The following is a 26112-nucleotide window of genomic DNA, read 5'->3' on the forward strand; positions in this document are numbered from 1 at the left end:
CTACAGACTTATTGAGCTCTTTCGTTAATCTTTTGCACCGTCGGCGTGTCAGGTTTCTATCAGGTCACCGCTTTGTCAACAGCCGTGACATGAAAAGGCTCCGGCGCCGGGGAGGCGGGATGCCTCCCCGGCGCCGGAGCCGGGGGAAGGGTGGGTGAGGAGTGGGGTCAGCCGAGCGGCGGCGGCGCCGTCGAGCCCCGTACGACGAGTTCGGGCTCGAAGAGCAGCTCACTGGGGTCGGTCTGCGTGCCCTGGATCTGGGCGCTGAGCAGTTCGACGGCCGCGCGCCCCATCGCCTCGATGGGCTGGCGGACGGTGGAGAGGGGCGGCTCCGTGCAGTTCATGAAGGCGGAGTCGTCGAACCCGACCACGGACACCTGGTCGGGAACGGAGAGCCCGCGCCTGCGCGCGGCCCTTATGGCGCCGAGGGCGAGCGGGTCGCTGGCGCAGACGATGCCGGTGACGCCCCGCTCCAGGAGGCGAGTGGCCGCCGCCTGGCCGCCTTCGAGGGAGAAGATCGAGCGGACGACATGCTCGTCGGGCAGCTTCGCGCCCGCCGCCTCGGCCACCGCGCGGGCCGCTTCGAGCTTGCGCCGCGAGGGGACGTGGTCGCTGGGGCCGAGGACGAGTCCGATGCGCTCGTGCCCGAGGGAGGCGAGATGGCGCCACGCCTGCTCCACGGCGACGGCGTCGTCGCAGGAGACGCAGGGGAAGTTGAGGCCCTCGATGGAGGCGTTGATGAGGACCACCGGAATGTTGCGCTCCGCCAGCTGGTGGTAGTGGTCGTGCGGCGCGTCCGCCTGCGCGAACAGTCCGCCGGCGAAGACCACGCCGGACACCTGCTGCTGGAGGAGGAGTTCGACGTAGTCGGCCTCGGAGACGCCGCCCTTGGTCTGCGTACAGAGCACGGGGGTCAGCCCCTGCTGCGCGAGCGCACCGCCGATCACCTCGGCGAACGCGGGGAAGATCGGGTTCTGCAACTCGGGCAGGACGAGCCCGACGAGCCGTGCGCGCTCGCCGCGCAACTGCGTGGGCCGCTCGTACCCGAGCACGTCGAGCGCCGTGAGGACGGACTGCCGCGTCGCCTCGGAGACACCGGGCTTGCCGTTGAGCACACGGCTGACCGTCGCCTCGCTGACTCCCACCTTCTTGGCCACTTGAGCAAGTCGTCGCGTCATGAACGCAAGCCTAGCGCAAGAACCGCAAGAATGTTGCGCGACCAGGTCGGCGGATCAGGCGCGACGGGCGTACGCGGACAGCCGCCGGTTCGTCGCGACGCGCGCCCGCCTTCGCGATACGGGCGCGGCAGGGACGCGATACGGGAGCCGATGGCCGCGCATTGCCTTGAACGCCCACCGATTGCAACGCACCATTGCGTTCACTCCACGCGTCATTGCACCAATTTACCGCAGCTCACCTGCAATTACCCCCTTCACCTGATTGACGACTCCATGAACGCAACGTAGCTTTCGACATACGTCAAACACGCTATGTCGCGAGATGAGGAACGGCCATGAGTGAAGCCCTCCACCACGTCACGGATCTGCCGGTCGAGCGCCCGACCGGCTGCCCCTTCGACCCGCCGGCCGAGCTGACGGAAGCGCATGGACACGGCCCCATCAGCCGGTACACCCACCCCGGCGGCAAACCCGGCTATCTGATCACCGGGTACGACCTGGTCCGGTCGGTCCTGGCCGACTCGCGGTTCAGCTCGCGCAAGGACCTCATGAACGTGGTCGACTTCCAGCTGCCTCCGGCGCCGCCCGGCGAGTTCCTCCTCATGGACGAACCGGACCACAGCCGCTACCGGAAGCCGCTGGTGGGCAAGTTCACCGCACGGCGGATGCGGCTCCTCACCGAGCGCGTCGAGCAGATCACCACCGCGTGTCTGGACGCCATGGAGAAGAACGGTCCCTCGGCGGACCTGGTGACCGCGTTCGCCAAGCCCATCCCCACGATCATCATCTGCGAGCTGCTCGGGGTGCCGTACGAGGACCGGGACTCGTTCCAGGAGCAGATCGACACCTTCATGAGCGGGGAGACCAGCGACGAGGACCTGATCGCGGCCTACACCGCGACGCAGGAGTACCTCGCGCAGCTGGTGGTGGCCAAGCGCGCCAACCCCACCGACGACGTGCTCAGCGAGCTCACCGACAGCGACCTCACCGACGAGGAGCTGAAGGGCATCAGCCTGATCCTCCTGGCGGCCGGCTTCGACACCACCGCCAACATGCTCTCCCTCGGCGCCTTCGCCCTGCTGCAGAACCCGGAGCAACTGGACGCGCTGCGCGCCGATCCCGAGCTCACCGACAAGGCCGTGGAGGAGCTGCTGCGGTATCTGAGCGTCGCCAAGACGTTCATGCGGACGACGCTCGAGGACGTCGAGGTCGGCGGCCAGACCATCGAGGCCGGCACGACGGTCTTCCTCTCGTACAACACCGCCAACCGCGACCCCGAGCGCTTCCCGGACCCCCACACGCTCGACATCCGCCGGGAGTCGGGCGGCCATCTGGCCTTCGGCCACGGCATCCACCTCTGCCTGGGGCAGCAGTTGGCCCGGGTCGAGATGCGGGTCGCGTTCTCCGCCCTCTTCAAGCGCTTCCCCACCCTCCGCCTCGCCGTCCCGGCCGAGGAGGTCGCCCTGCGCCCGGAGACCGCGGACATCTACGGCGTCAAGAGCCTCCCGGTCACCTGGGACGCCTGACCCACGAACCGGTGGTGGGTGAGACAGCGCGGCCCCCCTCACCCACCACCCCTCACCCCCGGGACCGCTCCTGAGGCATCGATACCCTGCGCGAAGGGCGGCGGCCGATCCCAAGAGGTTCGGCCTGCAGACCGAGGACGTCCTGACCAACGGCGCGCCCTGGGGCCTCGCCGCAGGGATCCACTTCCAGGTCAATCAACGGGCCGCCGGCAACGGCTCCTTGATGCGGGCGTCGACCTCCGCCGTCCACTTCGCGCCCGCCGGCCGGGACGCGACCATGGACGCGGCCCGCCGCACACCCCGATCGGGCGACCGAGTTCAACGGCGCCGTCTGGCCGTGCCTGGGCTCCGCCGTCTGGGCCCTCCGTACGACGACGGGCTTCGAGGACGCCCTGCGCGCGGCGGTCGACCTGGGCGGGGACACGGACACGGTCGCCGCCGTGACCGGAGGCCTCGCGGGCGCGCACTACGGCCTCGACGCGATCCCGGCCCGGTGGACCCGGCCGCTCCATGTCCCCCTCCCCGGGTTCGACGGACGGGTGCTGCACCTCGCGGATCTGGCAGGCCTGGCGCAGCGCCTCGAAGGCTGAGCCGGGTCTCCTTCGTCGCGCGTGTCACTCCGGATCGTTCCGGATGCCTTGTCCTCGGTGGCCCCCCTTACTTTGTCGACGGCGCCGGGCGGCCCCTCAGCCGGGCGGGAACTCCTCGACGACAGAGAGGCACTCCATGGCAAGAACCGGCTTATCCCGCCTGCTCTCCAGACTCGCCGTCATCACCGGCCTGTGGGCTCTGGTCATCGGCATGACCGCCTCGGCCGGCGTCGCCCGGCCCGTGCCGCCCGGGCCCGGTGACGACCATTACGGCGTCTCCCGGTACTTCCTCGGCCCGGAGGGGGTGGCCGAGGGGAAGGCCATTCCGACCGTCCCGTGTGATCCCGCCGGACCGTCGGCCACCGACGGCATCATGGCCGACCAGCTCAACCCGCAGCTCAACAACAAGATGGCCGGCTATCTCGACGCGTACAAGATGTCCTGCGCCCGGATGGTCACGCAGGCGGTGAAGGACCGCGGGCTCAACCCGAAGGCCGCGACGATCTCCATCGCCACGATCATCGTCGAAGCCAGCATGAACAACTACTCCGCGGCCGTCGACCACACCAGCCTCGGCCTGTTCCAGCAGCAGGACTGGTGGGGCACCCGCGAGCAGCGACTGGACCCGACGTACGCCACCAACGCCTTCCTCAACGCGATGGAGCAGCAGTTCCCGAACGGCTCGTGGAACGACAACGAGATCGGTTACGTCGCCTGGAACGTCCAGCGGCCCCGCGAGGACCTGCGCCACCTGTACGGGATCGAGGCCGGCGACGCGGCGCTCATCGCCAACGCGCTGTGGGCCGGCGCGAGCGGCGGGCCCAAGCACCCGTACGGCTCGGGCCGCGTGGTCTCCGGGCGGTCCGCGGACGGGCGCCTCGAAGCGTTCGCCGCCGGTGCCGACGGCGTGTACCACGCGTGGCAGACCGAGGTGAACGGCAACTGGTCGCCGTGGCGGTTCGAGGGCGGTCCGCGCAACGCGCAGCTGGCGGTGGCGGCCAACGCGGACGGCCGGCTCGAGCTGTTCGCCCTTTCGGACGCGACCTTCGACCACATGTGGCAGACCGGACCCAGCGCGGGCTGGTCGGGCTGGGCGAACTTCGGGACCGGCGGATATCGAGTGGCGGCGGGCACCAACGCCGATGGCCGCATCGAGGTGTTCGCCTCCAACGCCGACGGTGTGTTCCACCGCTGGCAGACCGCGCCCAGCGGCGGTTGGGCCCCCTGGGACGGAACCGGCGGTGGACCAGTCAACTCGCGCCTCGCCATGGAGACCGCGCCGGACGGCCGCCTTGAGGTGTTCGCGCTGTCGGACTCGACGTTCAAGCACCTGTACCAGACCGGCGTCAACGGCGGCTGGTCCGCCTGGGAGGACTTCGGCGACGGCGGAAAGGCGGTCGCCGTGAGCCACAACCAGGACGGCAGGCTCGAGGTGTTCGCGTCCAATGCCAGTGGCGTGTTCCACCGCTGGCAGACCAGCCCGACCTCGTGGTCGGCGTGGACGGGAACCGGCGGCGGAGGACCCGCCAACGCCGAGCTGGCCACGTCCCGGTCTGTGGACGGCCGCGTCGAGGTGTTCGCGATCAACGGCACCACCGCGAGCCACGCCTGGCAGACCGGCCCGAACGCGGCGTACGCGGAGTGGGAGACGTTCGGCGGAGGCGGCACGACGGTCGGCGCGAGCAACAACGCCGACGGCCGCATCGAGGTGTTCGGCACCAGCCACGCCGGCGTCTACCACCGCTGGCAGACCGGCTTCACCACCTGGTCCGAATGGCGCTGGCTCAACGACTCCGGGCCCGCGATGAACTAGATGAAGCAGATGGACCGGCTACAAGGCTGTCGCTCGGGCCCGTCCGCCACCTCCGGTGCGCGGGCGGGCCCGGGCACGTCCGTGGGGGCCGCCGATGATCTTACGTATTCCTGACGCAACCCGCCTGGAGCGCCCACACGGCCCGTCCTGCCCCTAGCGTGATCGTCATGCCGGTTCGGTCCCGACGAAACCGGAATGTCACGAGAAGGCGGAATCATGACGGTCGAGACGCTTCCCCGCTGCGCGTACCCCGAGTGCACGAACCACCCCGAGGCGCCGACGCCCGAGAACCCGGCGCCCCGCTACTGCGCCCACCCGGACCACAACGCGCTGGGAGCGTTCCGGTCCTTCCGCGCCAAGCGGCAGCAGCGCAAGGAGGAGAAGCGGCAGGCGGCCGAGGCCAAGAAGGCGGCCAAGGCGGCGGCCGGCGCCCAGCTCCCCGCCCAGATGTCCGGCGGTCGCGACGACCTCGTGGCGCTCATCAACCAGCTCGCCACGGACCTTCCGGGCTACATCGAGGAACTGGCCATCATCACCGACTCCGCCGCCGCCGAGGCGCGCATAGAGACCCTGACCGAGCGCACCGCGCTCGCGGAGGAGGCCGCGGAGATGGCCGTCGCCGAACTGGACGCGGCCACGCGGCGGTTCGAGGCGGAGACGGAGAAGATCCGCAAGGAGACGGCACAGCAGGTGGCCGATGTCGAGTTCGTCCGTGCCGAGTTGGAGCGCAACCGCGAGCGGGTCGCCCAGCTGGAGGAGCGTCTCGACAAGGTGCGCGACGAGGCGGACGCGGCCCGCCGTGAGCGCGGCGAGCTCGCGCTCCAGGCCGAGCAGCACCGGTGCAAGGTGTGACGACCGGCCGGGTGACAACCGGCGCGGCCCGTACCCGACGACGGCGTGCGCTGGTCGTCGGGTACGGGCCGGGCAAGGGCGAGAGCGTCGGCGTCAGGAGGCGAAGGACCTCTCCAGCCTCGGGATCAGGTCCCTCAGCGACTCCTCCCAACAACCGCCGTTGTGGCCGCCGTTGCACTGGGTGCCCCAGCCGGAGCCGTCGCCGTAGTTGACGTAGTAGTACGACATCCCCAGCGCGTCCATCGCGTTCTTGACGTGCTTCGCCGCTCCTTCGAGCCAGAACTCGATGTCGGCGGGCGAGCCGCCACCGTTGCCCACGTAGATCGAGACGCCGACTCCGGCGGCCTTGAGCCGGTCCATGTGCTGCGACGGGTCGACCTCGTTCCACCGCCAGTCGGCGTTGAACACCGGGTACGGCGAGCCGAACGCGGCGTCACTGTCCACGCCGGGCTTGTACGGGGAGTCCTTGGGGTCGCAGACTCCCGACGCCGAGCCGCAGATCGCGCCCTGCGCGTCGATGAGCGAGGCGACGACGGCGAGCCGCAGGTCCATGGACCTGACCGACATGTCGATGTCGCCGGACAGGGACGCGGTCTGGCTGAAGAGGTCGGGACGGGCCTGGGCGTAGCGGAAGGCCCCGAAGCCGCCCATGGAGACGCCGGCGACGGCCCGCGCCTTCTTGGTCGGGATGGTGCGCAGGTTCGCGTCGATGAACGGGATCACCTGCTTGAGGTGGAAGTTCTCCCAGTTCTGGGCCCCGGCCGCGGTCTTCTGGTTGAGCCAGTTCGCGTACCAGCCGCGGGCGCCGCCGTCCGGAATGACAGTGATCATGGAGTCCGACATGGAGAGCGCCGGGTAGTTCTGCCGGACGGGGTCGTCGGGCGAGCCGTGCAGGAAGTACATCACCGGGTAGCGCCGGCCCGGGTCGTCGTAGTAACCCTTCGGCAGAATGATCTTGATGTGCTGCTCGCCGGCGACCTCGGGCGTGGTCACCGTGAGGTAGAAGTCGGTGGAGCTGCCGTGCGCCGTGTCGATCTGGGTCAGGCCGAAGCCGTTGGCCATCGGCGGCGGTGCGGTGGAACCGTCGGCGGCCTGTACGGAACCCGCCGGCGCGACCATGGCCGCGGCGGCGAGCATCCACGCCGCCCCCAGTCGCCACCAGTTCGCTCGTCGTGTCACAGGATTTCCCCCTCGTGAGTGGTCGGGCATGGGGTGTGCTCAGTTCAGGACCTTGATCCGCAGCTCCGGTGAAGCCGCGATCTGCTCCTCGGTGAAGCGCTCGGTCACCCACTTCCCGGCCGAGAACAGCTTCGTCTGGTCGGCGTAGTGCGGTGAGTTCGGGTTGGCCGACTGGGAGTAGGCCATGACGGACAGGGCCTGCGGCGGGCCGTCGGCGGTGAACCTGACCTGCTGGACGAAGCTCGACCCGTGGACGATGTCGAACTTTCCGTCGACCTGACCAGGAGTGATCACGTTCAGCACGCCCAGCTGGCCGATCGCGCCGTGGATCGGGATCTGCTCGCCGCCACGGGTGACCTTCTGGACGTCCGACAGCGGGGCGTTCAGCGCGATCCCCGCCTTGCGCAGCGCGAGTACGGCCCGGGCGAGGGCGTCACGGACGGCCGAGCTCCCGGGATCCAGTGAATTCGGTGTGTGCACCGGGTCCTTGGGGTCGAAGGGCACCCGCCACGGCAGCTTCTCGATCCCCTGTCCCCCGAGCAAGTAGGACCAGTACGTGGCGAACAGCCAGGAGCCTCGGCTGTCCGACGTGTAGTCATGGCTCTTCCAGGCGGCCAGGATCGGACACGCCTCACTCACGTTGACCAGGTTGCCGTCCACCAGGACGAGCCCGAAGGGGACGCCCTGGCACATCGACACCGTGGCGTTGAGAGCCAGATCGGCCGCCCTGCTGTTGTCGGCGAACAGCAACTGCCCCATGGTCTCCGGGCTGAAGCCCTTCCCCGGCAGCCCGTCGGTGCCGTTGATCCGCCGCTGCGCGGTCAGGATGAGCTCCTGGGTGCGCAGCGAGCGGGGCGCCGCGCTGTCGCCCATCACCCTGGGGAAGGTCAGCGGCTGCTCGGGGTTGGCCAGCCAGGCGCTGTCGTTGGCGTTGCCCACGAAGTCGGTACGGATCAGGCGCGGCTGCTTCTTCGGGTCCAGGAGGCCCGGCGCGACCGCGTTCGGGTCGTCGGGCCAGTCGCAGGCGCCGCGCTTGCCGTCGAAGATGGAGATCGGCGGAACGGTCGGCAGGCGTAGCGTCTGGTGGAAGAGCAGCTTTCCGGTCTCGGTGAGACACGACTGGGCGTGTGCGTCGGTGATGTTCGGGGTGGCCTGGATGTCCGCGTACAGGGCGTTGCCCTTGCGGTCGGAGGCGACGGTGTTGAAGAACGGCACACCCTGTGTGCTCTCCAGCGTGTCGACGACCTCGTGGACGTCCTTCGCCTGGTCGAGGCGGAACCAGGTGTTGAGCGCGCGCAGGTTGTCCATGTTCACGTCGCGCACCGCGTGCGCGCTCACCACCCACGGCAGGGCGACGCCCTGTAGGGAGGTGGTGATGGGGCCGTAGCGGGTGGACCACAGGGTCCTGGTGACCTTGGAGAGGGTGCCGTCCGCGTTCTTGATGTCGACCGCGACCTGCTGCGAGGTCATCTGTTCCCAGGCGCCGTCGACCAGGTACTTGGTGGGGTTCAGCGGATCCACCTGGACGTCGAAGAGGCCGAACGGGGCGACGGTGGCGACGGTGTGGCTCCAGGCGACGTTGTCGTTGTAGCCGATGTTGATCGCAGGGAGGCCCAACAGGCTGGCGCCGGAGACATTGACCTTGCCCGGGATCGTCAACTGGCTCTGCCACATGCGGTTCTTGCCCTGCCACGGGAAGTGCGGGTTGGCGAGGAGCATGCTGGTGCCGCCGGACACGCCCTGCGATCCGACCGCCAACGCGTTGCTGCCCATGCCCTGTTCACGGCTCACGGCCATCGCGTCGCGGATCTTCGCGGCGGTCGTGGCGGGTGAGGGCGCCGGCGTCGCGGAGGCTGCCGCCACCGAGGCGCCCGGGGGCGCGGCGTTGACCAGTCCGTCCAGCAACGCGTCGGCGCTGCCCATGATGATCTCGGCATGGGCGTGCCGGTAGACGTCCAGCTCGGTGATGGGTCGCACCCAGGCAGCACCGCGGCAGGACGGGTCGGAGAGGTTGTCCACGCCGGTCTCCGCCAGGTACCGGTTGTAGCCCTGGACGTACCCGCGGATGCCCTCCTGGACCTCCGGCGCGGGGCCGTCGGGGGCGGGCTTGGCGAGCAGCCGCTCCACCACCCCGTTGTCCTTGATCCGCTGGAAGTACAGGTCGCTGTTGAGGTTGGTGGTGGTGTTCTGGTTCTGCCCGGGGCTCGCCCTGCCGTCGGGCCCCAGATGGCGGGACCTCTGGGCGTTGACCATCAGATAGGTGTCGGCCAGGGTGCAGATGTTGTCCTTGGCCGCCGCGTATCCGTACCCCGTGCCGAGACCCTCCCAGTCCGAGGCGACGATGTGCGGGATGCCGTACTCGGTGTAGCGGATCGTCGGCTTGTCCGGCGCCGGCTCGGCGACGGCCGACGTCGGCCTGTCCGGCACCGCGGCGGTCGACCCGGTGGCCGCCATCGTGCTCATCACCGCCACCGCGGCCAGGACCGCCATCGGCAGCCGCGCCCTGAATCTCCTCCGTGCCATCGAGCCGTCCTTCCCTGGGGTACGGGCCTTGGGGGTGTATAGGTCCGAACGCGGACACGCCAGGGATAGCCGACGCGCCTGCCGCCTGTCCCTCCGTAACCTTCCGGAGTCCCCCGGACCCGTGGCGTTGCTACGTTCCAGACGCCCGTTCGCACGGCCACTCTCCGCCGCGCCGGACACCTCGCCACCACTCCCGACCAGGAGGACACGTTGAGCGCGCAGCAGCCCACCCGCAGGAGCATCCTGAAGTCCGCCGGAGGCCTCTCGGCCGCCCTGGCCCTCGGCGCCGGAGGCGTCCTCGCCGGCGCGTCCCCCGCCGCCGCCGTCGGTGACGGCTTCGGCCTGCGCATCGTGGAGCGCGGCGAGGCCGACCCCCGCATGTGGTACTACCGCTTCCAGACGAACGCGATCGGCTGGAACCCGGCCGTCAACGTGCTCCTCCCGGACGACTACCACTGGAGCGGCGGCCGCAGGTACCCCGTGCTCTACCTCTTCCACGGGGGCGGCGACGGCCAGGACTTCATCACCTTCGACCGCGAGCGCATCCGCGACTGGACCGCGGGCAAGCCGCTCATCGTCGTGATGCCCGACGGCGGCCGCGCCGGCTGGTACTCCAACCCCGTGAGCTCCAACGTCGGCCCGCGGAACTGGGAGACGTTCCACATCGATCAGCTGATCCCGTGGATCGACGCGAACTTCCGGACCTTCGCGGAGTACGACGGCCGTGCCGTGTCCGGCTTCTCGATGGGTGGCTTCGGCGCGCTGAAGTACGCCGCCAAGTACTGGGGCCACTTCGCCTCGGTCAGCTCCCACTCCGGCCCGGCCAGCCTGCGTCGGGACAACGGCCTCGTGGTCCACTGGGCCAACGCCACGTCCGGCGCCCTGGACCTCGCCGGCGGTACGGTCTACGGCGCGCCGTTCTGGGACGAGGCCCGGGTGAACGCCGACAACCCGATGCAGCGGATCGAGAGCTACCGCAACAAGCGCGTCTTCCTGGTCGCCGGCACCAGCCCCGACCCGATCTCCTGGTTCGACACGGCCAACGAGACCCAAGTCCTGTGGGGACAGCGGGAGTTCCGTGCCGCCCTCGGCAACGCGGGCATCCACCACGAGTGGCACGAGCTGCCCGGCGGCCACTTCGTCCGCCACGACATGCTGGTGCGCGACATCGACGGCGTCATCGCCCGACTGCGCAAGGCGTGACCTCGTGTTCCGTGGACTCTCCCGACGCGCGCTGACCTGTGTCCTCGCGGCGACGGCCGCCCTGCTGCTGCCGACGACTCCGGCTCCCGCCGCGGCCGCCGCTCCGGCCCGCGCCGCCGTCGCCGGGGCGGCCTGTCCGACCTCCGGCACCGTGACCCAGCACTACCACGCCAACCACAACGGCGTGGACATCGCCAACTCCGTCGGCACGCCGATCTACGCGATCGGCGACGGTGAGGTGACCATCTCCGGGTACGAGTCCGGCTACGGCCAGTGGATCCGGGTCCAGCACCCCGACGGGCGGATCTCCGAGTACGGGCACATGTCCCGGCGGGACGTCTTCGAAGGCGACCGCGTCACGGCGGGTCAGCAGATCGCCCTGATGGGCTCCGAGGGGAACTCCACCGGCCCCCACCTGCATCTGCGGATCTGGGGCGACCCGGCCACCTCGTACCACCTCGACCCCGAGGTGTATCTCGCGGAGCGCGGTGTGGTGCTGCCCTGCACTCCGGGCACGGGTCCGCAGCCCAGGCCGCTGGTGTATCCGGCGGAGTCGGGCCGGGTCGTGTCGGCGCGCTCCGCCGATGGGCGCCTCGAAGTGTTCGCCGCCGGAGCCGACGGCATCCACCACGCCTGGCAGCAGCAGGTCAACGGCAACTGGTCGTCCTGGGAGGCCCTCGGCGGACCCGCCAACGCCCAACTCGCCATCGCCCCCAACGCCGACGGCCGCCTGGAGCTGCTCGCCCTCAACGGCAACACCTTCCAGCACCGCTGGCAGCTGAACCCGTCCGGCGGCTGGTCGAACTGGGAGACCTTCGGCATCGGCGGCCGGGACACCGCGGCCGGCGTCAACGCCGACGGCCGTATCGAGGTCTACGCGTCCGGCCCCGTAGGCCTCTTCCACCGGTACCAACTCGCCCCGAACGGCGGCTGGTCGGAGTGGGAACCCACCGGCGGCGGCCCCGCCGACAGCCGCGTGGAGATGGGGAAGGCGCCCGACGGCCGCCTGGAGGTCTTCGCCCTCAACGGCAACACCTTCGAGCACAAGTACCAGACCGCCCCCAACGGCGGCTGGTCCGCCTGGGGAACCTTCGGTGAGCAGGGCGGCCACGACCTGACCGTCGACCACAACGCGGACGGCCGCCTGGAGGTCTTCGCCTCAGGCCCGGCCGGGGTATTCCACAAGTACCAGACCAGCCCCACCAGTTGGTCCGGGTGGGAAGGAACCGGCGGCCCCGTCAACGCGCAGCTCACCAGCGAACGCACCCCCGACGGGCGCGTCGAGGTCTTCGCGATGAACGGCACCTCCGCCATGCACATCTGGCAGACCGGTCTCAACGCGCCCTACAGCCAGTGGGCCACGTTCGGCACCGGCGGTACGGAGGTCACCGCGGCCTCCAACGCCGACGGCCGTATCGAAGTCTTCGGCACCAACCCCGTCGGCACTTTCCACACCTGGCAGACCGGCTTCAGCAGCTGGGCCGACTGGGTCTGGGTCAACGACACCGCAGGACCCGCCCTCGACTGACCCACACCTCACACCACCGTCGACCGACCCGCCCCCTCACACCCCACTCACCTGGCCGGCCGTGCCCTGCGACACGGCCGGCCGCGCGGTACGTCCGGAGGACCCATGCTTCCGATCAGCAGACGGAGCCTGTTGCGCGGCGTGGCCGGAGCGGGCGCGCTCCCGTTCGTGGCCGCGAAATCGGCCGGTCCCGCCGCCGCGTCCTCCGCGGACGTCCCGCCCCCGCTCTGGGTGGGCGCGGGACCCTTCACGTACGTCTACGACCCGTCCACCCCCACCGGCCCGCGCTATCTCAACGATCACACCCTGGTGAAGGCCCAGGGCCGCTGGCACCTGTTCGGCATCGTCGGGGACAGCGCCCCGCGCGGCGAATCCCCGGACAGCGCCGAGGAGATCACCTTCGCGCACGCCTCCGCGCCGACCCCGGACGGACCGTGGACCACCCACCCCGACGCGCTCACCCTCGACCCGTCCTACTACGGCGAGGAACACCTGTGGGCCCCGCACGTCGTCGAGGCCGGCGGCCGGTACTGGATGTTCTACGCCGCGGGCGGCGCGACCGGAGCCGCGATCAACCTCGCCACCTCGACCGACCTGTTCACCTGGACCCGCGAGCCGTCGGGCCCGCTCTTCCGGGGGCTCGCGGCGCGCGACCCGATGGTGCTGCGGATCGGCGGCGAGTGGGTCATGTACTACACCGAACTGTCGGCCCCGGGCGGCCACCATGTCGTGGCGTACCGGCGCTCCGCCGACCTGGTGAGCTGGAGCGAGCCGGGCGTCGCGTTCACGGACGCGAGCACGGACGCGACCGTGTCGGTCACCGAGTCGCCGTGCGTCGTCGAACGGGACGGCTGGTACTACCTGTTCATCGGCCCGAGGGGCGGCTACGAAGGGACCGACGTCCTGGCTTCGCGAGACCCCTTCCACTTCGAACTCGCCGGGTACGCGGGCCATGTGGCCGGTCATGCCGTCGAGGTGGTCCGCGACGGGGACACCTGGCATGCCAGCGCCGCGGGCTGGTTCCGGCACGGGCTGTACGTGGCGCCCCTGCACTGGCGGGACGCGCCGCCGCCGTGGCAGAGCGCCGACAACCCGGTGGCCGGTCTCGACGCGCTCGGCCGGCTCACGGTGTTCGCGCTCGACGCCACCGACCGCTCGATGCTGCGGCGCGTCCAGACCGACCCGTCCACCGACAGCTGGTCGGAGTGGGAACCGTTCGGCGGGCCCGCCGGTGCGGTGCCCACCCTCGGCCGCACCACCGACGGCAGGCTGGAGGTGTTCTCGCTCGCCCCGGGCGGAGTGAATCTGCACCACCGGGTGCAGCGGCCGGACGGCGGCTGGCACGCCTGGGAGGAGTTCGGCGGCCCGGCCGGCGCCGCACCGGCCGTCGCCCGCGACGCCGACGGCCGGCTCGAGGTCTTCGCGCTGAGCCCCGGCGGCGGCTCCGTCGCACGGCGGCGGCAGCGGTCGGCGGGGGCACTGGCCTGGGACGGATGGGAGGTCGGCTTCGGCGGGGCGGCGGGCGCGCCCCCGGTCGTCGCGGCGAACGCCGACGGCAGGCTGGAGGTGTTCGTCCTCTCCCCCGGCGGCGCGGGCATCCGGCACCGTTGGCAGGAGACCCCGGGCGGCCCCTGGACCCCGGCATGGCACCCGTACGGCACCGCCGCGGGCGCCGCGCCGCGGGTCGGCAGGGACGGCAGCGGTCGGCTCACGGTCGCCGCGATCGGGCCGTCGGGCGTGGGCACCTTCGCCCGGCGGCAGGCCGTGGCGAGCGGCGGCTGGGCCGAGTGGCTGCCGCTGTTCGGCTGGAGCGCGGCCGCCCCGGCGTTCGCCGCCAACGCCGACGGCCGCCTCGAGGCGTTCTCGTTGTCGCCGGGCGGCGCCCGGCTCAGCCACCGCTGGCAGGTCGCCCCGGGCGGGGACTGGGCTCCCGGCGGGGAGTTCGGGGAGCCCGGCCTCCGGCTCGCGGCGACGCCGACCTCCGCGCTCGACTCGACCGGGCGGCAGCACGTCTTCGCCGTCACCGTTGCGGGCGGAGTACGGACCCGTGTCCAGGAGCGGCCGAGCGGCGGCTGGCGGCCCTGGGCGCCCTTCGGCGAGCGCACGGTCGCGCCCCTCGTGTCGGGCAGCCCCGCGCTCTGAGGAGCGTGCGGATCGCGCCAAGTGAACGGAGCGGGCGGGGTCGCGTTCGCGCGGCGCGGAAGGAGGCTCCCACAGGTCGACCGCTCGTGACGGCCGCCCGTCTCCCCACGCCTCGGCGGGAGTTCGCCCGCCGGGCCACCCCGATTCGCGCCGGCGGGCCGCCCGCCAGGGCAGATCGCGTTTCGGCGATGTGGCCGAAGTGCGCCGGTGAACTCCCCTGAGAGATGAGTATCGTTCCGCTCGTCCGACAAGCGACGCGGGGGAACGGGGGGAGCGGTGAGTGGCGTAGTCGTCCATCTGCCGCAGGGAAGCGGTGGCGCCGACGGCGCCGAACCGCGCGGTGCAGCGGTGACGTTACGGCTCGGGCCGGGCGAGGTCGCCCGCTTCGGGCGGGGCTCCCCGAGGGTCCCCGTCGAGCTGTGCCTCGCCGACCCGGCGATCTCCCGGCTGGCCGGTGAGATCCGCGTGACCGACGACCACTGGCAGCTGACGAACCACAGCACCACCCACAGCTATCTCGTGGAGAACCCTGAGGGGGCGGGCGAATACCTGCGGGTTCCGCCGCGCCGAGTCGGGGCGCCGATCCCCTTCGAGTTCGCCCGCGTGGTGCTGCCCACCCGCGGTGACGTCACGGTCTCCTTCCAGGTCTTCGCCCCCGACCACCTCTACCTCGACCCCGAGGCCATGGGGCTGCCCTGGGGGAACAGCACGGTCACCGCGTACTCCCTCGACGAGACCGCCACCTACTTCCTCGTCCTCGTCGCGCTCTGCGAACCGCGGCTTCGCGACCAGTCCCGGGTGGCGGTCCCCACGACCCCCCAGATCGTCGAGCGGCTCAAGGGGCACGCCACCTGCTCCACGCTGACCGCGCGGGCGGTCAGCTCGCACATCGACTACCTCGCCGAGGAGAAGCTGCGCATCGGCGGCCAGGACGCCCACGAACCCGGCAAGGGCGACCGCCGCAACGGCAAGCGGGAGGAGATCGTCGGGCTCGCGCTGCGCTTCGGGCTCGTACGGGAGGAGCACCTCGCGCTGCTGGCGCCCCTGACGGCGGCCGGCGGGCGGGAGCGGCAGGCCGCCCGATGACACGGCCGCACGGCCCGGGAGACACCACGGAGTGCGACCGCACGGACCAGCTCCCTCCGGGCTTCCAGGTGGGCGACTGGGTGGTGACCGAGCTCATCGGCGCCGGAGGCTGGTCCACGGTGTACGCGGCACGGCGGGCGGACGGGTCTTCCCGCGGCGCCAGCGAAGTCGCGGGCGGCTCTTCCGATGGTCCCGCCGAGGTCGCGGGCAGGTCTTCCGACCGCCCCGCCGACGTCGCGGGCAGGTCCTCCGACCGCCCCGCCGACGTCGCGCTCAAGATCATGCCGACCGCCGGGCTCGCGCCGCTGCAGACGCGCAGAATCGTGGAGTCCGCCCGCCGCGAGGTCGAGCTCGGGGGCAGGGCCGGGCATCCCCGGCTGATCGGGCTCCTGGAGTCGTTCACCCTGAGCGCCCCCGAGCACCCCTCCCTTGAGGGCGCGATCGTGCTGGTCATGGAGCGGGCCGCCGGCAGTCTGCGGGAGCTCCTGGACGCGGGGGTGCCCGAGGCCGAGCGCGGTCGGCTGATCGCGGGGATCTGCGAGGGGCTCGCCCATCTGCACCGCTCGGGCTGGGTCCACGCCGACCTCAAGCCGGAGAACGTCCTGCTCGCCGAGGACGGCTCCGTGAAGCTCTCGGACTTCGGCCTCGCCACCGAACTGACGGGCACCCACGGGTACGCGCCGCCCATGGGCACCCTGGACTACCTCCCGCCCGAGCGCTGGCGGGCGCCCCTCGGCGAACTCGGCGTACGGGTCAGGCCGACCGCCGACATCTGGGCCCTGGGCATCGTCATCCACGAGGTGTTCGCGTCGGGCGGCTCACCGTTCCCCGGCGCCACCCCCATGGCGCGGGGCGCGTCGGTCCAGGCGTACGGCCAGGGGCGCGCCCCGCTGCGCATGGACCACGAGATCCCGCCGTTCTGGCGCGCCCTGGCCGCCGACTGCCTCGCCCCGAACCACGAGGCCCGCGCCCCGCACACCGCGGAGAGCCTGCTGGCCCGGATCAGGGCGGAGCAGGGGCCGGCCGGGGCGCGGCCGGGCACGGGTTCGGCGCGGTTACGGCACCGGGCCCGCGCCGCCGTCCTCGCCACCGCGCTGTGCGGGATCGCCGGCGCGACCCTGGCTTCGGACGCGGTACGGGCGGGCTCCCCCGCCCCGGCGGGCCGCGCGGGCGCGACGGCCGGCACGGTACGGGTGTTCAACGCGGAGCGCGGCTGCCGGGAGCGGGCCGACCGGGACCGGCAGTGCAGCCTGGGCCTGGCGATCGACCCGGCTCGGCCGTACACCGCGGACAACGTCGTGGACACCCGGGTGTGGCACGGCGACGCCCTGGTCGCCGACTGCCGGTTCACCGGCGGCGAGCCCATCATCGACGAGGAGGACGTGCGGTCCACCGACTGGTACCGCGTCCGGCTCCCGTCCGGCTCCCTGCCCCCGGCGGCCTGGCTCCCGGCCGTGCGCACCAGGGACCGGCCGTCGCTGCCGGACTGCCCGCACCCCACGGCCGGACGCTGAGCGGTGACACGACCGTGGCGTGGCAGTGACGGCCCCGCCGCCACCTTGACGCAGCATGGAGTCGAGGAGGCCGACATGTCGATCTATTACCACAAGCAGATCACGATCATCCCGAAGCTGCTGCGCCTGAACATCGGCACGCACGGCTGGTCGCTGAGCTTCGGCCCGCGCCGGGCGCACGTCACCCGGCACAGCGGAGGCGGGCACAGCGCGTCCGTGCGGCTGCCGGGCGGCATCAGCTGGCGCCGGCGCTTCCGCCGCCGACGCTGAGGCGCGGGGCGGGCGGGTTGTCATGTGAACGCCCGTCGAACGGCAGGCCGTACGCCACCATTCGTACGAGGGAGAGCCCGGCGTCGCAATCGAGCCGTTGCGGGGGCGCACCGCATGGGCCGGCGGGCGGCGGGGCACCGATGATCACGTGCCCAACAGAGACGAGACACAGCGCTTCACCGCCCTGTCGGTACGACTGACCGGCTTCGACGAAGTGGCCCTGGAGGCAACGGAGTTGACCGAGACGTATCGGTCGGTGGCGGCGGAGCAGCTCGGCGCGGAACGGTACGAGCGCCTGCTGCGCGAGCTGCGGAACCCGGACGAGGCCCTGGACGGTGAGCTGCGCGAGGCGGCCCGGGCGGTGACGTACCTCTGGTACACGGGCAGGTGGCCGGGCACGCCACCGATCGTGGTGTCCCCGCGCGCCCAGGCCGAGGGCCTGGTGTGGAAGGCGGCCGGCCTCCACGCACCGGCCACCGAACCGGGCGGGTACAGGAGTTGGGCCGACGTGGGCGACGCCGTCGAGGGGAGCGTCCGGTGAGTTCGAGCCGGTACGACGTGATCGTCGTCGGCGCCGGGGTCGCGGGCTCACTCGTCGCGGATCGGCTCGGCAGGCACGGCCGCCGGGTCCTGGTACTGGAGGCGGGCACCTCGGGCGGCGCGCCCCCGGCCCGATCGCATCCGGCCGCCCCCTCACCTGAGGTGACGGACCTCGTAGGCACGGACGACGTACCCGGCTTCCGGGCATCCGGCCACCTGCTGCAGGACGGCCCACTCCCCTACGCGAGTGGTTACGTCCGCGCCAACGGCGGTACGGGCAACGTCTGGACGGGCCTCGCGCCCCGCATGCTCCCGGAGGACTTCGACACGGAGGCCTTCGGCTACGGGCGGCGGTGGCCGCTCTCGTACGAGGAGCTCGAACCCCACTACCGGTTGGCCGAGGAGGAGTTGGGCGTGGCCGCCGACGCCGACGAGCAGCGCGTACAGCTCGGCCTGCCGTTCCCCGACGACTACGTCTTCCCCATGCGCCCCTTGCCGGCCGCGCGTCTGGACCGCCTCCTGGCCGGGCGCCTCGACGGGCGGCGCGTCAAGGACCCGGTCGCACTGCGGGAGGTCGAGCTGCGGGTGGTCGGCACCCCGCACGCGCGCAACGGCGTCCCGGACCCCCGGTACGACGGCGGTCGCGGTTACGTGCCGCGCGGGCGGGACGGGCGGCCGGATCCGGGCAGCCGGTGCGTGGGCAACGCGAGCTGCATCCCGCACTGCCCCTCGTACGCGAAGTACACCCCGCTCAAGACCCAGGGCCGCTGGAGCCCGACCGTCACGCTCCGGGACCGGTCCGTGGTGAGCCGCGTCCTCGTGGACGGGCGGGGGCGGGCGACGGGGGTGGAGTACCGCGCGTACGACGGGGAGGTGTCCGTCGCGTACGCCGATGTCGTCGTGCTCGCCGCGCACGCCGTGGAGAACGCCCGGCTGCTGCTCCTCTCCGAACTGGCCGAAGGAAGCGGCCAGGTCGGCCGCAATCTGATGGACCATCCGGTCCTGCTGACCTGGGGCCTGCTGCCCGAGGACACCGGACCGTACCGGGGCCCGGGCTCGGTCTCGGGCTTCGAGGGCTTCCGCGCAGGCCCGGCGCGGCGGCTACGGGCGCCGTTCCGTGTGGAGTTCGGGACGTGGGGCTGGGTGTGGGCGAAGGGCCCGGTGGACACGGACGTCCACCACTTCCTCACCGAACAGGGCCTATTCGGAAGCGAGTTGAGGCGGGCGGTCGGTGACCGGCTCCGCCGCCAGTTCACGTTCCAGTTCGAGATGGAGCAGGCCGCCGATCCGGCGAACCGGGTCACTCTCCACCCCTACGAGCGCGATGCGTTGGGCCTGCCGCGTCCTCTCGTCACGTACGACCTCGACGACCATGTGAAGGAGGGCATGGCGGCGGCGCGGGCGGTCTCCGACCAGATCTTCGCGCTCCTCGGCGCCGAGGACCACACGGACTACGCGCCGGTGGAGGCCTGGCCAGGCCGTTTCGAGCACGGTGGCCGTACGTACGGCTACCGCGGGGCCGGTCATGCCGCCGGCACGCACATCATGGGCGACTCCCCCGCCACCTCGGTGGTGGACTCCTGGCAGCGCTGCTGGGAGCACCCGGGCCTGTACGCGGTCGGCTGCGGCAGCATGCCGTCGGTGGCCACCTCGAACCCGACGCTGACGATGGCGGCGCTTGCGTTGCGCAGCGCCGAGCGGATCGAGCGGGACCTGACGGCCCGCGATCGCCCGACATCCCTCTCACCGACCGAAGGAGTCCGACAGTGACGCCCCACCTCCCCCTGCCTCCCGTCCCGGCCCCCTTCCAACTCCCCTTTCACTACGGGGCGTTGCACCAGCTCGGCATCGACTGGCTGGTCGAACCGGAGCCGGTCCGCGAGCTGCTCGCCAAGCAGCACCCGGACCTGACCGCGGCGACGTTCGAGGACGGCCGGGCGCTGGTCTCACTCAACTACCAGCTGTACTTCGCGCAGTACGGGTTCGGCGGCGGGGTGACCCAGGAGATCGAGGTCAACGTCATCGCCTTCCCGACGGCCGAGGGCCACCGACTGCCGCGGCTGAGCTACGCCCAGTACGCGCAGGGCTGGGACCAGACCAAGCTGCTGGGCATCGCCCGCCTGCACGTCGTGTGCGACAACCCGTTCGCGATCCGCGCCGGTCGCGAGCTGTACGCCGAGCCCAAGCACCCGGGCTGGTTCGAGGTGAGCCTGCCGTCCCTCAACGGTCCGGCGGGCGACACGTGGACGGTGCGGTGCAACGCGGCCGCGATCGGTCCGGGCGACGCGCTGGAGAAGGGCCTGCGCCCGCTGCTCGACCTCACGGCCGACCTGGACGGCCTCGCCTCGGTCGCCGCCAACTCCGCCCCGGTCACCGGCTACGGCACGGACGCCGAAGGCCGCCTGCTCGCCGGCCCCATGAACCTCTCCCAGCCGTACCGCTGGTACGACCTGACGTCCCCGGAACACTCCACCCGCACGCACCTGACGCTCCACACCCCGGCCGCCACCCTGGGCGACGACCTCCACACCCTCCTCCCCACCACCACCCCGGCCACCGGCGCCTGGACGTACCAATCACCCCCGGTCGCCACCCACAACCGCCCGTACTACCTGCCGAAGGGACCCCGCTCGTAAGAGGGGACTGACGAGCCTGCGTCCCGTATATCGCGGGCATATCGAAAACCGCATACGCCGTCGCAACGGCCGTCCGCTGATCATGGGGGCATGAACCATGACGCCTCCCTGTCCGCACCACCCCGCCGCACGCTCAGGATCGTGATCGTCGGCCTGTTGGTCCTCGGCCTGGGGTGTGCCCTGTTCGTCATACGGGGGCCGCTCATGATGTCCGCTCCTCGATGCATGGCCGGGCGGTGGCACGGTTGCTACGACACGTTCAACGGTGTGGTGCTCATGACCTTGGTCGCGGTGCCGCTGTCCCTGCTGGTGGTGTGGGCGCTGGCGCGCCTTCGGCGGGCCGCCGGTGTCGACGGCACATCGGCGTGGCGCAGGTCGCTGGCCGAGGTGGGCATGGTGCACGGGACGGTGCCGTTCGTCTGGATGATCCTGATGCCGGGCGGCGGGGCCGGCGTCGTTCCCCAGCGGGTGAGCCTGGTGCCGCTGCGGGACCTGGTCACGATGGGGTCGCTCGGGATCATCGGCAACCTGCTGGTCTTCGCGGCGCTCGGGTTCTTCGCCCCGATGCGGTTCGCCGCGCCGGCTTCCGTACCGCGGATCCTGGCGCTCGGGGCGGGCTGCTCGGTCCTGGTCGAGACCGCACAGTACGTCCTGGACCTCGACCGGGTGTCCTCCGTGGACGACGTCCTGGTCAACGCCACCGGCGCCGTACTGGCCGGGCTCGCGTCGCGCCGCTGGTGGCGGACGCGGGCGGAGGAGCCGGTGGACCGGCCGCGCCGGCCGGTGCCCGCGGCGGCAGGCTGAGTGGCGTGCCCGGTGATGTGTCTAGGCTTCGGTCATGCGCGTACTGATCGTGGAGGACGAGCCCTACCTGGCCGAAGCCGTCCGTGACGGTCTGCGCCTGGAGGCGATCGCCGCCGACATCGCGGGCGACGGCGACACCGCCCTGGAGCTGCTGAGCGTCAACACCTACGACCTCGCGGTCCTCGACCGCGACATCCCCGGCCCGTCCGGGGACGAGGTCGCCCGGCGCATCGTCGCCTCCGGGAGCGGCATCCCGATCCTCATGCTCACCGCCGCCGACCGGATCGACGACAAGGCCTCCGGGTTCGAGCTCGGCGCCGACGACTACCTCACCAAGCCGTTCGACCTGCGGGAGCTGGTGCTGCGGCTGAGGGCGCTCGACCGGCGACGCGCGTACGCCCGGCCCCCGGTCCGCGAGATCGCGGGGCTGCGGGTCGACCCGTTCCGCCGGGAGGTCTACCGCGACGGGCGGTACGTCGCGCTCACCCGTAAACAGTTCGCCGTCCTCGAAGTCCTCGTCGCCGCCGAGGGCGGAGTCGTCAGCTCCGAGGAGCTCCTCGAACGGGCCTGGGACGAGAACGCCGACCCCCTCACCAACGCCGTGCGCATCACCGTCTCCGCACTGCGCAAGCGGCTCGGCGAGCCGTGGATCATCGCCACGGTGCCGGGGGTCGGCTACCGCATCGACGCCCGCCCCGGTCCCGGCCCGGGTCCCGATCCCCGTCCGGGCCGTACGCATGGCTAGGCGGCGCGGGCTCAGCGCCCGGTTGAAGCTCACCCTCAGCTACGCCGGCTTCCTCGCCGTCGCCGGCACCCTGCTCCTGGTCGTGGTGTGGGTGTTCATCCTGCGCTACGTCCCCGACAACCCGCAGGGCCTCCTCGGGAAGTCGCCCAACCGCTACCTCCTCGTGCGTACCTTCGCCCCCGCCGCGGCGCTCTCGATGCTCTTCCTGCTCGTGTTCGGCCTGGTCGGGGGGTGGTTCCTGGCCGGCCGGATGCTCGCGCCGCTGACCCGGATCACGGCCGCGGCACGGAGGGCGGGGGCGACCGGGTCGCTGTCCCATCGGATCCATCTGGAGGGCCGCCAGGACGAGTTCCGTGAACTCTCCGACGCCTTCGACTCGATGCTCGAACAGCTCGAGTCGCACGTCGCCGAGCAGCAGCGGTTCGCCGCGAACGCCTCCCACGAGCTGCGCACCCCGCTGGCGATCTCGCGGACCCTGCTCGACGTCGCCCGCAAGGACCCGACGCGGGACCGGGAGGAACTCCTCGCACGCCTCCAGGTCGTCAACACGCGGGCGATCGACCTGACCGAGGCCCTCCTGCTGCTGAGCCGCAGCGACCGGCGTACCTTCGCCCGTAAGAGCGTCGACCTCTCCCTCGTCGCGGAGGAAGCGGCCGAAACCCTGCTTCCTCTCGCCGAACAGCGCGGGATCACGCTCGACGTCACCGGCGGAGCGACCCTCACCAGCGGCTCCTCGGAGCTTCTGCTGCGGATGATGACGAACCTCGTCCAGAACGCCATCGTCCACAACGTCCTCGTCGGGGGGACCGTGACGGTTCACACCGAAGCGGAGGGGGACGCCTGCGTGCTGCGGGTCGAGAACACGGGCCACCCGATCGCCCCGGACCTCGTACCGACGCTCACCGAACCCTTCCAGCGCGGCACGGAACGCACACGCGACGCCGCCCGTACCGACGAGCACGTCGGCGCCGGGCTCGGCCTGGCCATCGTGCACAGCATCGTCCGCGCCCACAACGGCACCCTCGATCTCGCCCCGCGCCCCACCGGCGGCCTCGTCGTCACGGTCCGACTCCCCGGAATCCGACTCCTGGGCATGTGACCCACCCCACACCATCAGGATCGAACTTCCGTCGCTCCCCCGCGTCCTGTCCCCGACATCGACCCACCGTCATGCTCGGGAGCAGCAATGGAACGAACGATCACCGGACCCCTCACCGAAGGCACGCACACCCTTGATGTGGAGGGCCTCGCCCTGCGCTACCACGTGCACGGCACCGGACCGGTGTGCGTGGCGCACCCCGGTGGGCCCGGCATCGAGTGGGGGTACCTGCGGGCGCCCCAGCTGGAGACGCACCTGACCATGCTGTACCTGGAGCCGGTCGGCACGGGCGGCTCGGAGCGGCTCGGAGCGCACCCCCACGGGTACACCCGGGACCGCTACCGCCGTCATCTGGCCGCGCTCATCGACCATTTGCCCGTGGAGCGGGTGCACGTCCTGGGGCACTCGCACGGCGGCTTCGTCGCCCAGTACCACGCGCTGCACCACCCCGACCAGCTCGCCGGGGTCGTCCTGTACGAGAGCGCGCCCGTCACCGGACCCGAGCACGGCGAGGAACTCATGCGCCGGGTGGCGGAGTTCGCGGTCCGGCACGCGGAGCTTCCGGAACTGGAGGCCGTGATGGGGGCGTTCGGGACGTTCCCGTCGATCACGGACGACACCGCCATGATGGCGGCCGCCAAGGGAATCGTCCCGGCGTACGTCGCCGACTACTGGGCGGACACGCCGCGATGGGACGGCTTCCGGGACGCCTTGCGGGCGTCCTACATCTCGGGCCGGGACGAGCACGGCGCACCCGACCCCATCGACGACCGCGCGGCCCTGCACACCCTGAAGGTCCCCGCACTCGTCGTGGTCGGCCGCCACGACGTCGTGTGCGGGGTGCGGTGGGCCGAGGAACTCCACGAGATGATCCCCGACTCCCGGCTCCTGATCCTGGAGAACAGCGGCCACTTCGGCCATCTGGAGGAGCCCGAGCGCTTCGCCCAGGCGGTCGCCGGGTTCGTGGCCGACGGGAGCCGTGCGCTCACGGCGTGACGATCGCGAAGTCCGGGTCCGGATCGCTGAGGTGGCCGAGGAGTTCGGCCACCTTCGTCAGGTCGCCTTCGGCCGTCGCCCTGCCCTGCTCGACCAGGTCGGGCAGGGGGGTGACGCCCAGCAGGACCGCGCGCAGGGCCTCCTCGTCCAGCGTCAGCTGGACGTCCGGTTCGGGCGCGGCCGGGCCGGTGCCGGTGACGTGGGTGAGGACGCCGTTGCGCAGACGGAGGGTGACGGGGTCGCCGGCTGTGAGGTTCCAGCGGACGCAGATGTCCGCGTCCCAGCAGTTCGGGCCGTCGACCCGGATGGCGAGGGAGTCGAAGAGCTGGTCGAGGGTGAGCGCCCGCAGCACGTCGGGAGAGGCCACGACCGTCGGCGTACCGGCCGAGCCGTGCCGCAGCTCCATGGCTCCCGTGAGGTAGAAGTTGCGCCAGGTGCCGTTCTCGCTGCCGTACCCCAACTGCTCCAGGGCGTCGGACTGGAGTTCGCGGGCGGCGGCGTTGCCGGGGTCGGCGAACACGACGTGATTGACCACCTGGACCACCCAGCGGTAGTCGCCCCGCGCGTACGACTCACGGGCGCGGCGCAGCACCTCGTCGGCGCCGCCCATGAACTCCACGTACCGGGTGGCGCTCGCGACGGGCGGATGCTCCCAGAGGTGGGCCGGGTTGCCGTCGAACCAACCCATGTACCGCTGGTAGACGGCCTTGGTGTTGTGGCTGACCGAGCCGTAGTAGCCGTGGGTGTGCCACGCCCGCTCCAGGGCCGGCGGCATCCTCATCTCCTCGGCGATCTCCAACGGCGTGTACCCCTGGTTGAGCATGCGCAGGGTCTGGTCGTGCAGGTAGGCGTAGACGTCGCGCTGCTCGGAGAGGTATTCGACGACTCGTTCGCGCCCCCAGACCGGCCAGTGGTGCGAGGCGAACGCGACGTCGGTGTCGGCGCCGAAGAGGGCGACGGCCTCGGTCAGGTACCGCGCCCACTCGCGTGGATCGCGCACCTCCGCTCCGCGCAGGGTGAGCAGATTGTGCAGGTTGTGGGTGGCGTTCTCGGCCATGCAGAGCGCGGCGTGGTCGGGGAAGTGGATGTTCAGCTCGGCGGGGGCTTCCGTACCGGGTGTCAGCTGGAAGACCATCCGGATGCCGTCCACGGTCTCCGTCTGCCCGGTGCGGGTGATGTCCAGGGTCGGTGCGATCAGCCCGACCGAACCCGACGAGGTGGCCTGTCCGAGGCCCGCGCCGATCTGCCCACGCTCCCCCGTCGGCAGCACGGCACCGTACATGTAGGCCGCGCGCCGGGCCATCGCCGTACCCGCGTAGACGTTCTCGCTGACCGCGTGCTCCAGGAAGCCGATCGGGGCGATGACCGGGACGCCGGTCGACACCTCCTCGTCGGTCAGCACGCCCCGTACGCCGCCGAAGTGGTCGGCGTGGCTGTGGGTGTAGAGGACTCCGATCACCGGCCGGGCGCCCCGGTGGGCGCGGTAGAGCGCGAGGGCCGCGGCCGCGGTCTCCGCGGAGATGAGGGGGTCGATCACCAGGACGCCCCGCTCGCCCTCGACGACCGTCATGTTGGAGAGGTCGAACCCGCGGACCTGGTAGATGCCTTCGACGACTTCGAACAGGCCATGTTCGGCGGCGAGCCTGCTCTGCCGCCACAGGCTCGGGTTGGCCGTGTCGGGGCAGTCCTGCTGGAGGAAGTCGTACGCCTCCAGGTCCCAGACGGTACGCCCCTGGTCGTCGCGGACGAGCGTCTCCTCCGCCGTCCCCATGTAGCCGCGGCGCGCGTCGTCGAAGTCGCGCGTGTCGTCGAAGGGAGCCGCCGCAGAACCTCCTCGTTGCCCCGTACGATCCCCTGCTCGGCCGGCCTGGAGTCCTCGTTCCCGGTC

Annotated in this window: 20 protein-coding genes and 1 pseudogene; 17 read left to right on the forward strand and 4 right to left on the reverse strand. The window is 71.6% G+C overall.

Translation table 11 applies throughout. The features are described from left to right. Positions 1–167: 167 nt before the first annotated feature. Entirely contained in the window at positions 168–1178 is a 1011-nt protein-coding gene (locus ACWCO8_RS08235; protein ID WP_362008474.1) for a LacI family DNA-binding transcriptional regulator, read from the reverse strand. Between the two features lie 335 nt (positions 1179–1513). Between ACWCO8_RS08235 and ACWCO8_RS08240 the strand changes: the two genes are divergently transcribed. From ACWCO8_RS08240 to ACWCO8_RS08255, 4 genes and pseudogenes are all read left to right on the forward strand, one after another. Further along, entirely contained in the window at positions 1514–2704 is a 1191-nt protein-coding gene (locus tag ACWCO8_RS08240) for a cytochrome P450 (RefSeq protein WP_451031543.1), read from the forward strand. A 91-nt stretch (positions 2705–2795) separates the two neighbouring features. Continuing rightward, positions 2796–3294: pseudogene (locus ACWCO8_RS08245) on the forward strand (ADP-ribosylglycohydrolase family protein); the annotation flags it as partial. A 136-nt stretch (positions 3295–3430) separates the two neighbouring features. Continuing rightward, the gene (locus ACWCO8_RS08250) at positions 3431–5107 is read left to right on the forward strand and encodes a peptidase M23 (protein WP_451031544.1); all 1677 of its coding nucleotides are present in this window, start codon (positions 3431–3433) and stop codon (positions 5105–5107) included. Between the two features lie 216 nt (positions 5108–5323). Then, positions 5324–5959 (forward strand): hypothetical protein, encoded by a 636-nt coding sequence (locus tag ACWCO8_RS08255; protein WP_451031545.1) that lies wholly within the window; start codon positions 5324–5326, stop codon positions 5957–5959. A 93-nt stretch (positions 5960–6052) separates the two neighbouring features. Here the strand turns inward: ACWCO8_RS08255 and ACWCO8_RS08260 are convergent, their stop codons facing one another. Together ACWCO8_RS08260 and ACWCO8_RS08265 are read right to left on the reverse strand one after the other, a co-directional pair. Further along, positions 6053–7096 carry an alpha/beta hydrolase gene (locus tag ACWCO8_RS08260; RefSeq protein ID WP_451031911.1) on the reverse strand — a complete coding sequence of 348 codons (1044 nt, stop codon included), beginning with the start codon at positions 7094–7096 and terminating at the stop codon, positions 6053–6055. An 81-nt stretch (positions 7097–7177) separates the two neighbouring features. Continuing rightward, entirely contained in the window at positions 7178–9661 is a 2484-nt protein-coding gene (locus ACWCO8_RS08265) for a penicillin acylase family protein (RefSeq protein ID WP_451031546.1), read from the reverse strand. 210 nt (positions 9662–9871) lie between these two features. Between ACWCO8_RS08265 and ACWCO8_RS08270 the strand changes: the two genes are divergently transcribed. The 13 genes from ACWCO8_RS08270 (at position 9872) to ACWCO8_RS08330 (ending at position 24224) form a co-directional block, all read left to right on the forward strand. Continuing rightward, a complete protein-coding gene (locus ACWCO8_RS08270; protein WP_451031547.1) occupies positions 9872–10864 on the forward strand; it encodes an alpha/beta hydrolase in 993 nt (330 codons plus the stop codon). A 4-nt stretch (positions 10865–10868) separates the two neighbouring features. Beyond that, entirely contained in the window at positions 10869–12392 is a 1524-nt protein-coding gene (locus ACWCO8_RS08275; RefSeq protein ID WP_451031548.1) for a peptidoglycan DD-metalloendopeptidase family protein, read from the forward strand. Positions 12393–12497: 105 nt separating this feature from the next. Continuing rightward, positions 12498–14534 (forward strand): family 43 glycosylhydrolase, encoded by a 2037-nt coding sequence (locus tag ACWCO8_RS08280; RefSeq protein WP_451031549.1) that lies wholly within the window; start codon positions 12498–12500, stop codon positions 14532–14534. A gap of 276 nt (positions 14535–14810) precedes the next feature. Beyond that, on the forward strand, positions 14811–15620 hold the full coding sequence (locus ACWCO8_RS08285; protein WP_451031550.1) for a serine/threonine protein kinase: 810 nt from the start codon (positions 14811–14813) through the stop codon (positions 15618–15620). Then, a complete protein-coding gene (locus ACWCO8_RS08290; protein ID WP_451031551.1) occupies positions 15617–17134 on the forward strand; it encodes a serine/threonine-protein kinase in 1518 nt (505 codons plus the stop codon). Before ACWCO8_RS08285 ends, ACWCO8_RS08290 begins: the two co-directional genes overlap by 4 nt. 75 nt (positions 17135–17209) lie before the next feature. Further along, positions 17210–17404 (forward strand): DUF4236 domain-containing protein, encoded by a 195-nt coding sequence (locus tag ACWCO8_RS08295; protein ID WP_362008498.1) that lies wholly within the window; start codon positions 17210–17212, stop codon positions 17402–17404. A gap of 148 nt (positions 17405–17552) precedes the next feature. Further along, positions 17553–17945 carry a hypothetical protein gene (locus ACWCO8_RS08300; protein ID WP_451031552.1) on the forward strand — a complete coding sequence of 131 codons (393 nt, stop codon included), beginning with the start codon at positions 17553–17555 and terminating at the stop codon, positions 17943–17945. Beyond that, on the forward strand, positions 17942–19714 hold the full coding sequence (locus ACWCO8_RS08305; RefSeq protein ID WP_451031553.1) for a GMC family oxidoreductase: 1773 nt from the start codon (positions 17942–17944) through the stop codon (positions 19712–19714). The genes ACWCO8_RS08300 and ACWCO8_RS08305 overlap by 4 nt, the downstream gene beginning before the upstream one ends. Then, positions 19711–20580 carry a hypothetical protein gene (locus ACWCO8_RS08310; protein ID WP_451031554.1) on the forward strand — a complete coding sequence of 290 codons (870 nt, stop codon included), beginning with the start codon at positions 19711–19713 and terminating at the stop codon, positions 20578–20580. The genes ACWCO8_RS08305 and ACWCO8_RS08310 overlap by 4 nt, the downstream gene beginning before the upstream one ends. Before the next feature lie 90 nt (positions 20581–20670). Then, positions 20671–21384: a VanZ family protein gene (locus tag ACWCO8_RS08315; RefSeq protein WP_451031555.1), complete on the forward strand. Its 714-nt coding sequence runs from the start codon at positions 20671–20673 to the stop codon at positions 21382–21384. Positions 21385–21418: 34 nt separating this feature from the next. After that, positions 21419–22129, forward strand: a complete 711-nt coding sequence (locus ACWCO8_RS08320; protein ID WP_451031556.1) for a response regulator transcription factor — start codon at positions 21419–21421, stop codon at positions 22127–22129. Continuing rightward, positions 22122–23228: a sensor histidine kinase gene (locus tag ACWCO8_RS08325; RefSeq protein WP_451031557.1), complete on the forward strand. Its 1107-nt coding sequence runs from the start codon at positions 22122–22124 to the stop codon at positions 23226–23228. Before ACWCO8_RS08320 ends, ACWCO8_RS08325 begins: the two co-directional genes overlap by 8 nt. Positions 23229–23315: 87 nt before the next feature. Further along, positions 23316–24224: an alpha/beta fold hydrolase gene (locus tag ACWCO8_RS08330; protein ID WP_451031558.1), complete on the forward strand. Its 909-nt coding sequence runs from the start codon at positions 23316–23318 to the stop codon at positions 24222–24224. Here the strand turns inward: ACWCO8_RS08330 and ACWCO8_RS08335 are convergent. After that, positions 24214–25995 (reverse strand): alkyl/aryl-sulfatase, encoded by a 1782-nt coding sequence (locus tag ACWCO8_RS08335; RefSeq protein WP_451031559.1) that lies wholly within the window; start codon positions 25993–25995, stop codon positions 24214–24216. The two genes, ACWCO8_RS08330 and ACWCO8_RS08335, sit on opposite strands and share 11 nt — an antisense overlap. Between the last annotated feature and the right edge of the window lie 117 nt (positions 25996–26112).

The organism is Streptomyces sp. NPDC001927 (genome assembly GCF_053594455.1).

Excerpts from the sequence above, each read along its gene's own strand:
- ACWCO8_RS08240 (WP_451031543.1), top strand. The coding sequence starts at position 1,514 with ATGAGTGAAGCCCTCCACCACGTCACGGATCTGCCGGTCGAGCGCCCG.
- ACWCO8_RS08280 (WP_451031549.1), top strand. The coding sequence starts at position 12,498 with ATGCTTCCGATCAGCAGACGGAGCCTGTTGCGCGGCGTGGCCGGAGCG.
- ACWCO8_RS08260 (WP_451031911.1), bottom strand. The coding sequence starts at position 7,096 with ATGCTCGCCGCCGCGGCCATGGTCGCGCCGGCGGGTTCCGTACAGGCC.
- ACWCO8_RS08320 (WP_451031556.1), top strand. The coding sequence starts at position 21,419 with ATGCGCGTACTGATCGTGGAGGACGAGCCCTACCTGGCCGAAGCCGTC.
- ACWCO8_RS08255 (WP_451031545.1), top strand. The coding sequence starts at position 5,324 with ATGACGGTCGAGACGCTTCCCCGCTGCGCGTACCCCGAGTGCACGAAC.
- ACWCO8_RS08335 (WP_451031559.1), bottom strand. The coding sequence starts at position 25,995 with ATGGGGACGGCGGAGGAGACGCTCGTCCGCGACGACCAGGGGCGTACC.
- ACWCO8_RS08330 (WP_451031558.1), top strand. The coding sequence starts at position 23,316 with ATGGAACGAACGATCACCGGACCCCTCACCGAAGGCACGCACACCCTT.
- ACWCO8_RS08315 (WP_451031555.1), top strand. The coding sequence starts at position 20,671 with ATGAACCATGACGCCTCCCTGTCCGCACCACCCCGCCGCACGCTCAGG.
- ACWCO8_RS08325 (WP_451031557.1), top strand. The coding sequence starts at position 22,122 with ATGGCTAGGCGGCGCGGGCTCAGCGCCCGGTTGAAGCTCACCCTCAGC.
- ACWCO8_RS08250 (WP_451031544.1), top strand. The coding sequence starts at position 3,431 with ATGGCAAGAACCGGCTTATCCCGCCTGCTCTCCAGACTCGCCGTCATC.
- ACWCO8_RS08265 (WP_451031546.1), bottom strand. The coding sequence starts at position 9,661 with ATGGCACGGAGGAGATTCAGGGCGCGGCTGCCGATGGCGGTCCTGGCC.
- ACWCO8_RS08290 (WP_451031551.1), top strand. The coding sequence starts at position 15,617 with ATGACACGGCCGCACGGCCCGGGAGACACCACGGAGTGCGACCGCACG.
- ACWCO8_RS08295 (WP_362008498.1), top strand. The coding sequence starts at position 17,210 with ATGTCGATCTATTACCACAAGCAGATCACGATCATCCCGAAGCTGCTG.
- ACWCO8_RS08235 (WP_362008474.1), bottom strand. The coding sequence starts at position 1,178 with ATGACGCGACGACTTGCTCAAGTGGCCAAGAAGGTGGGAGTCAGCGAG.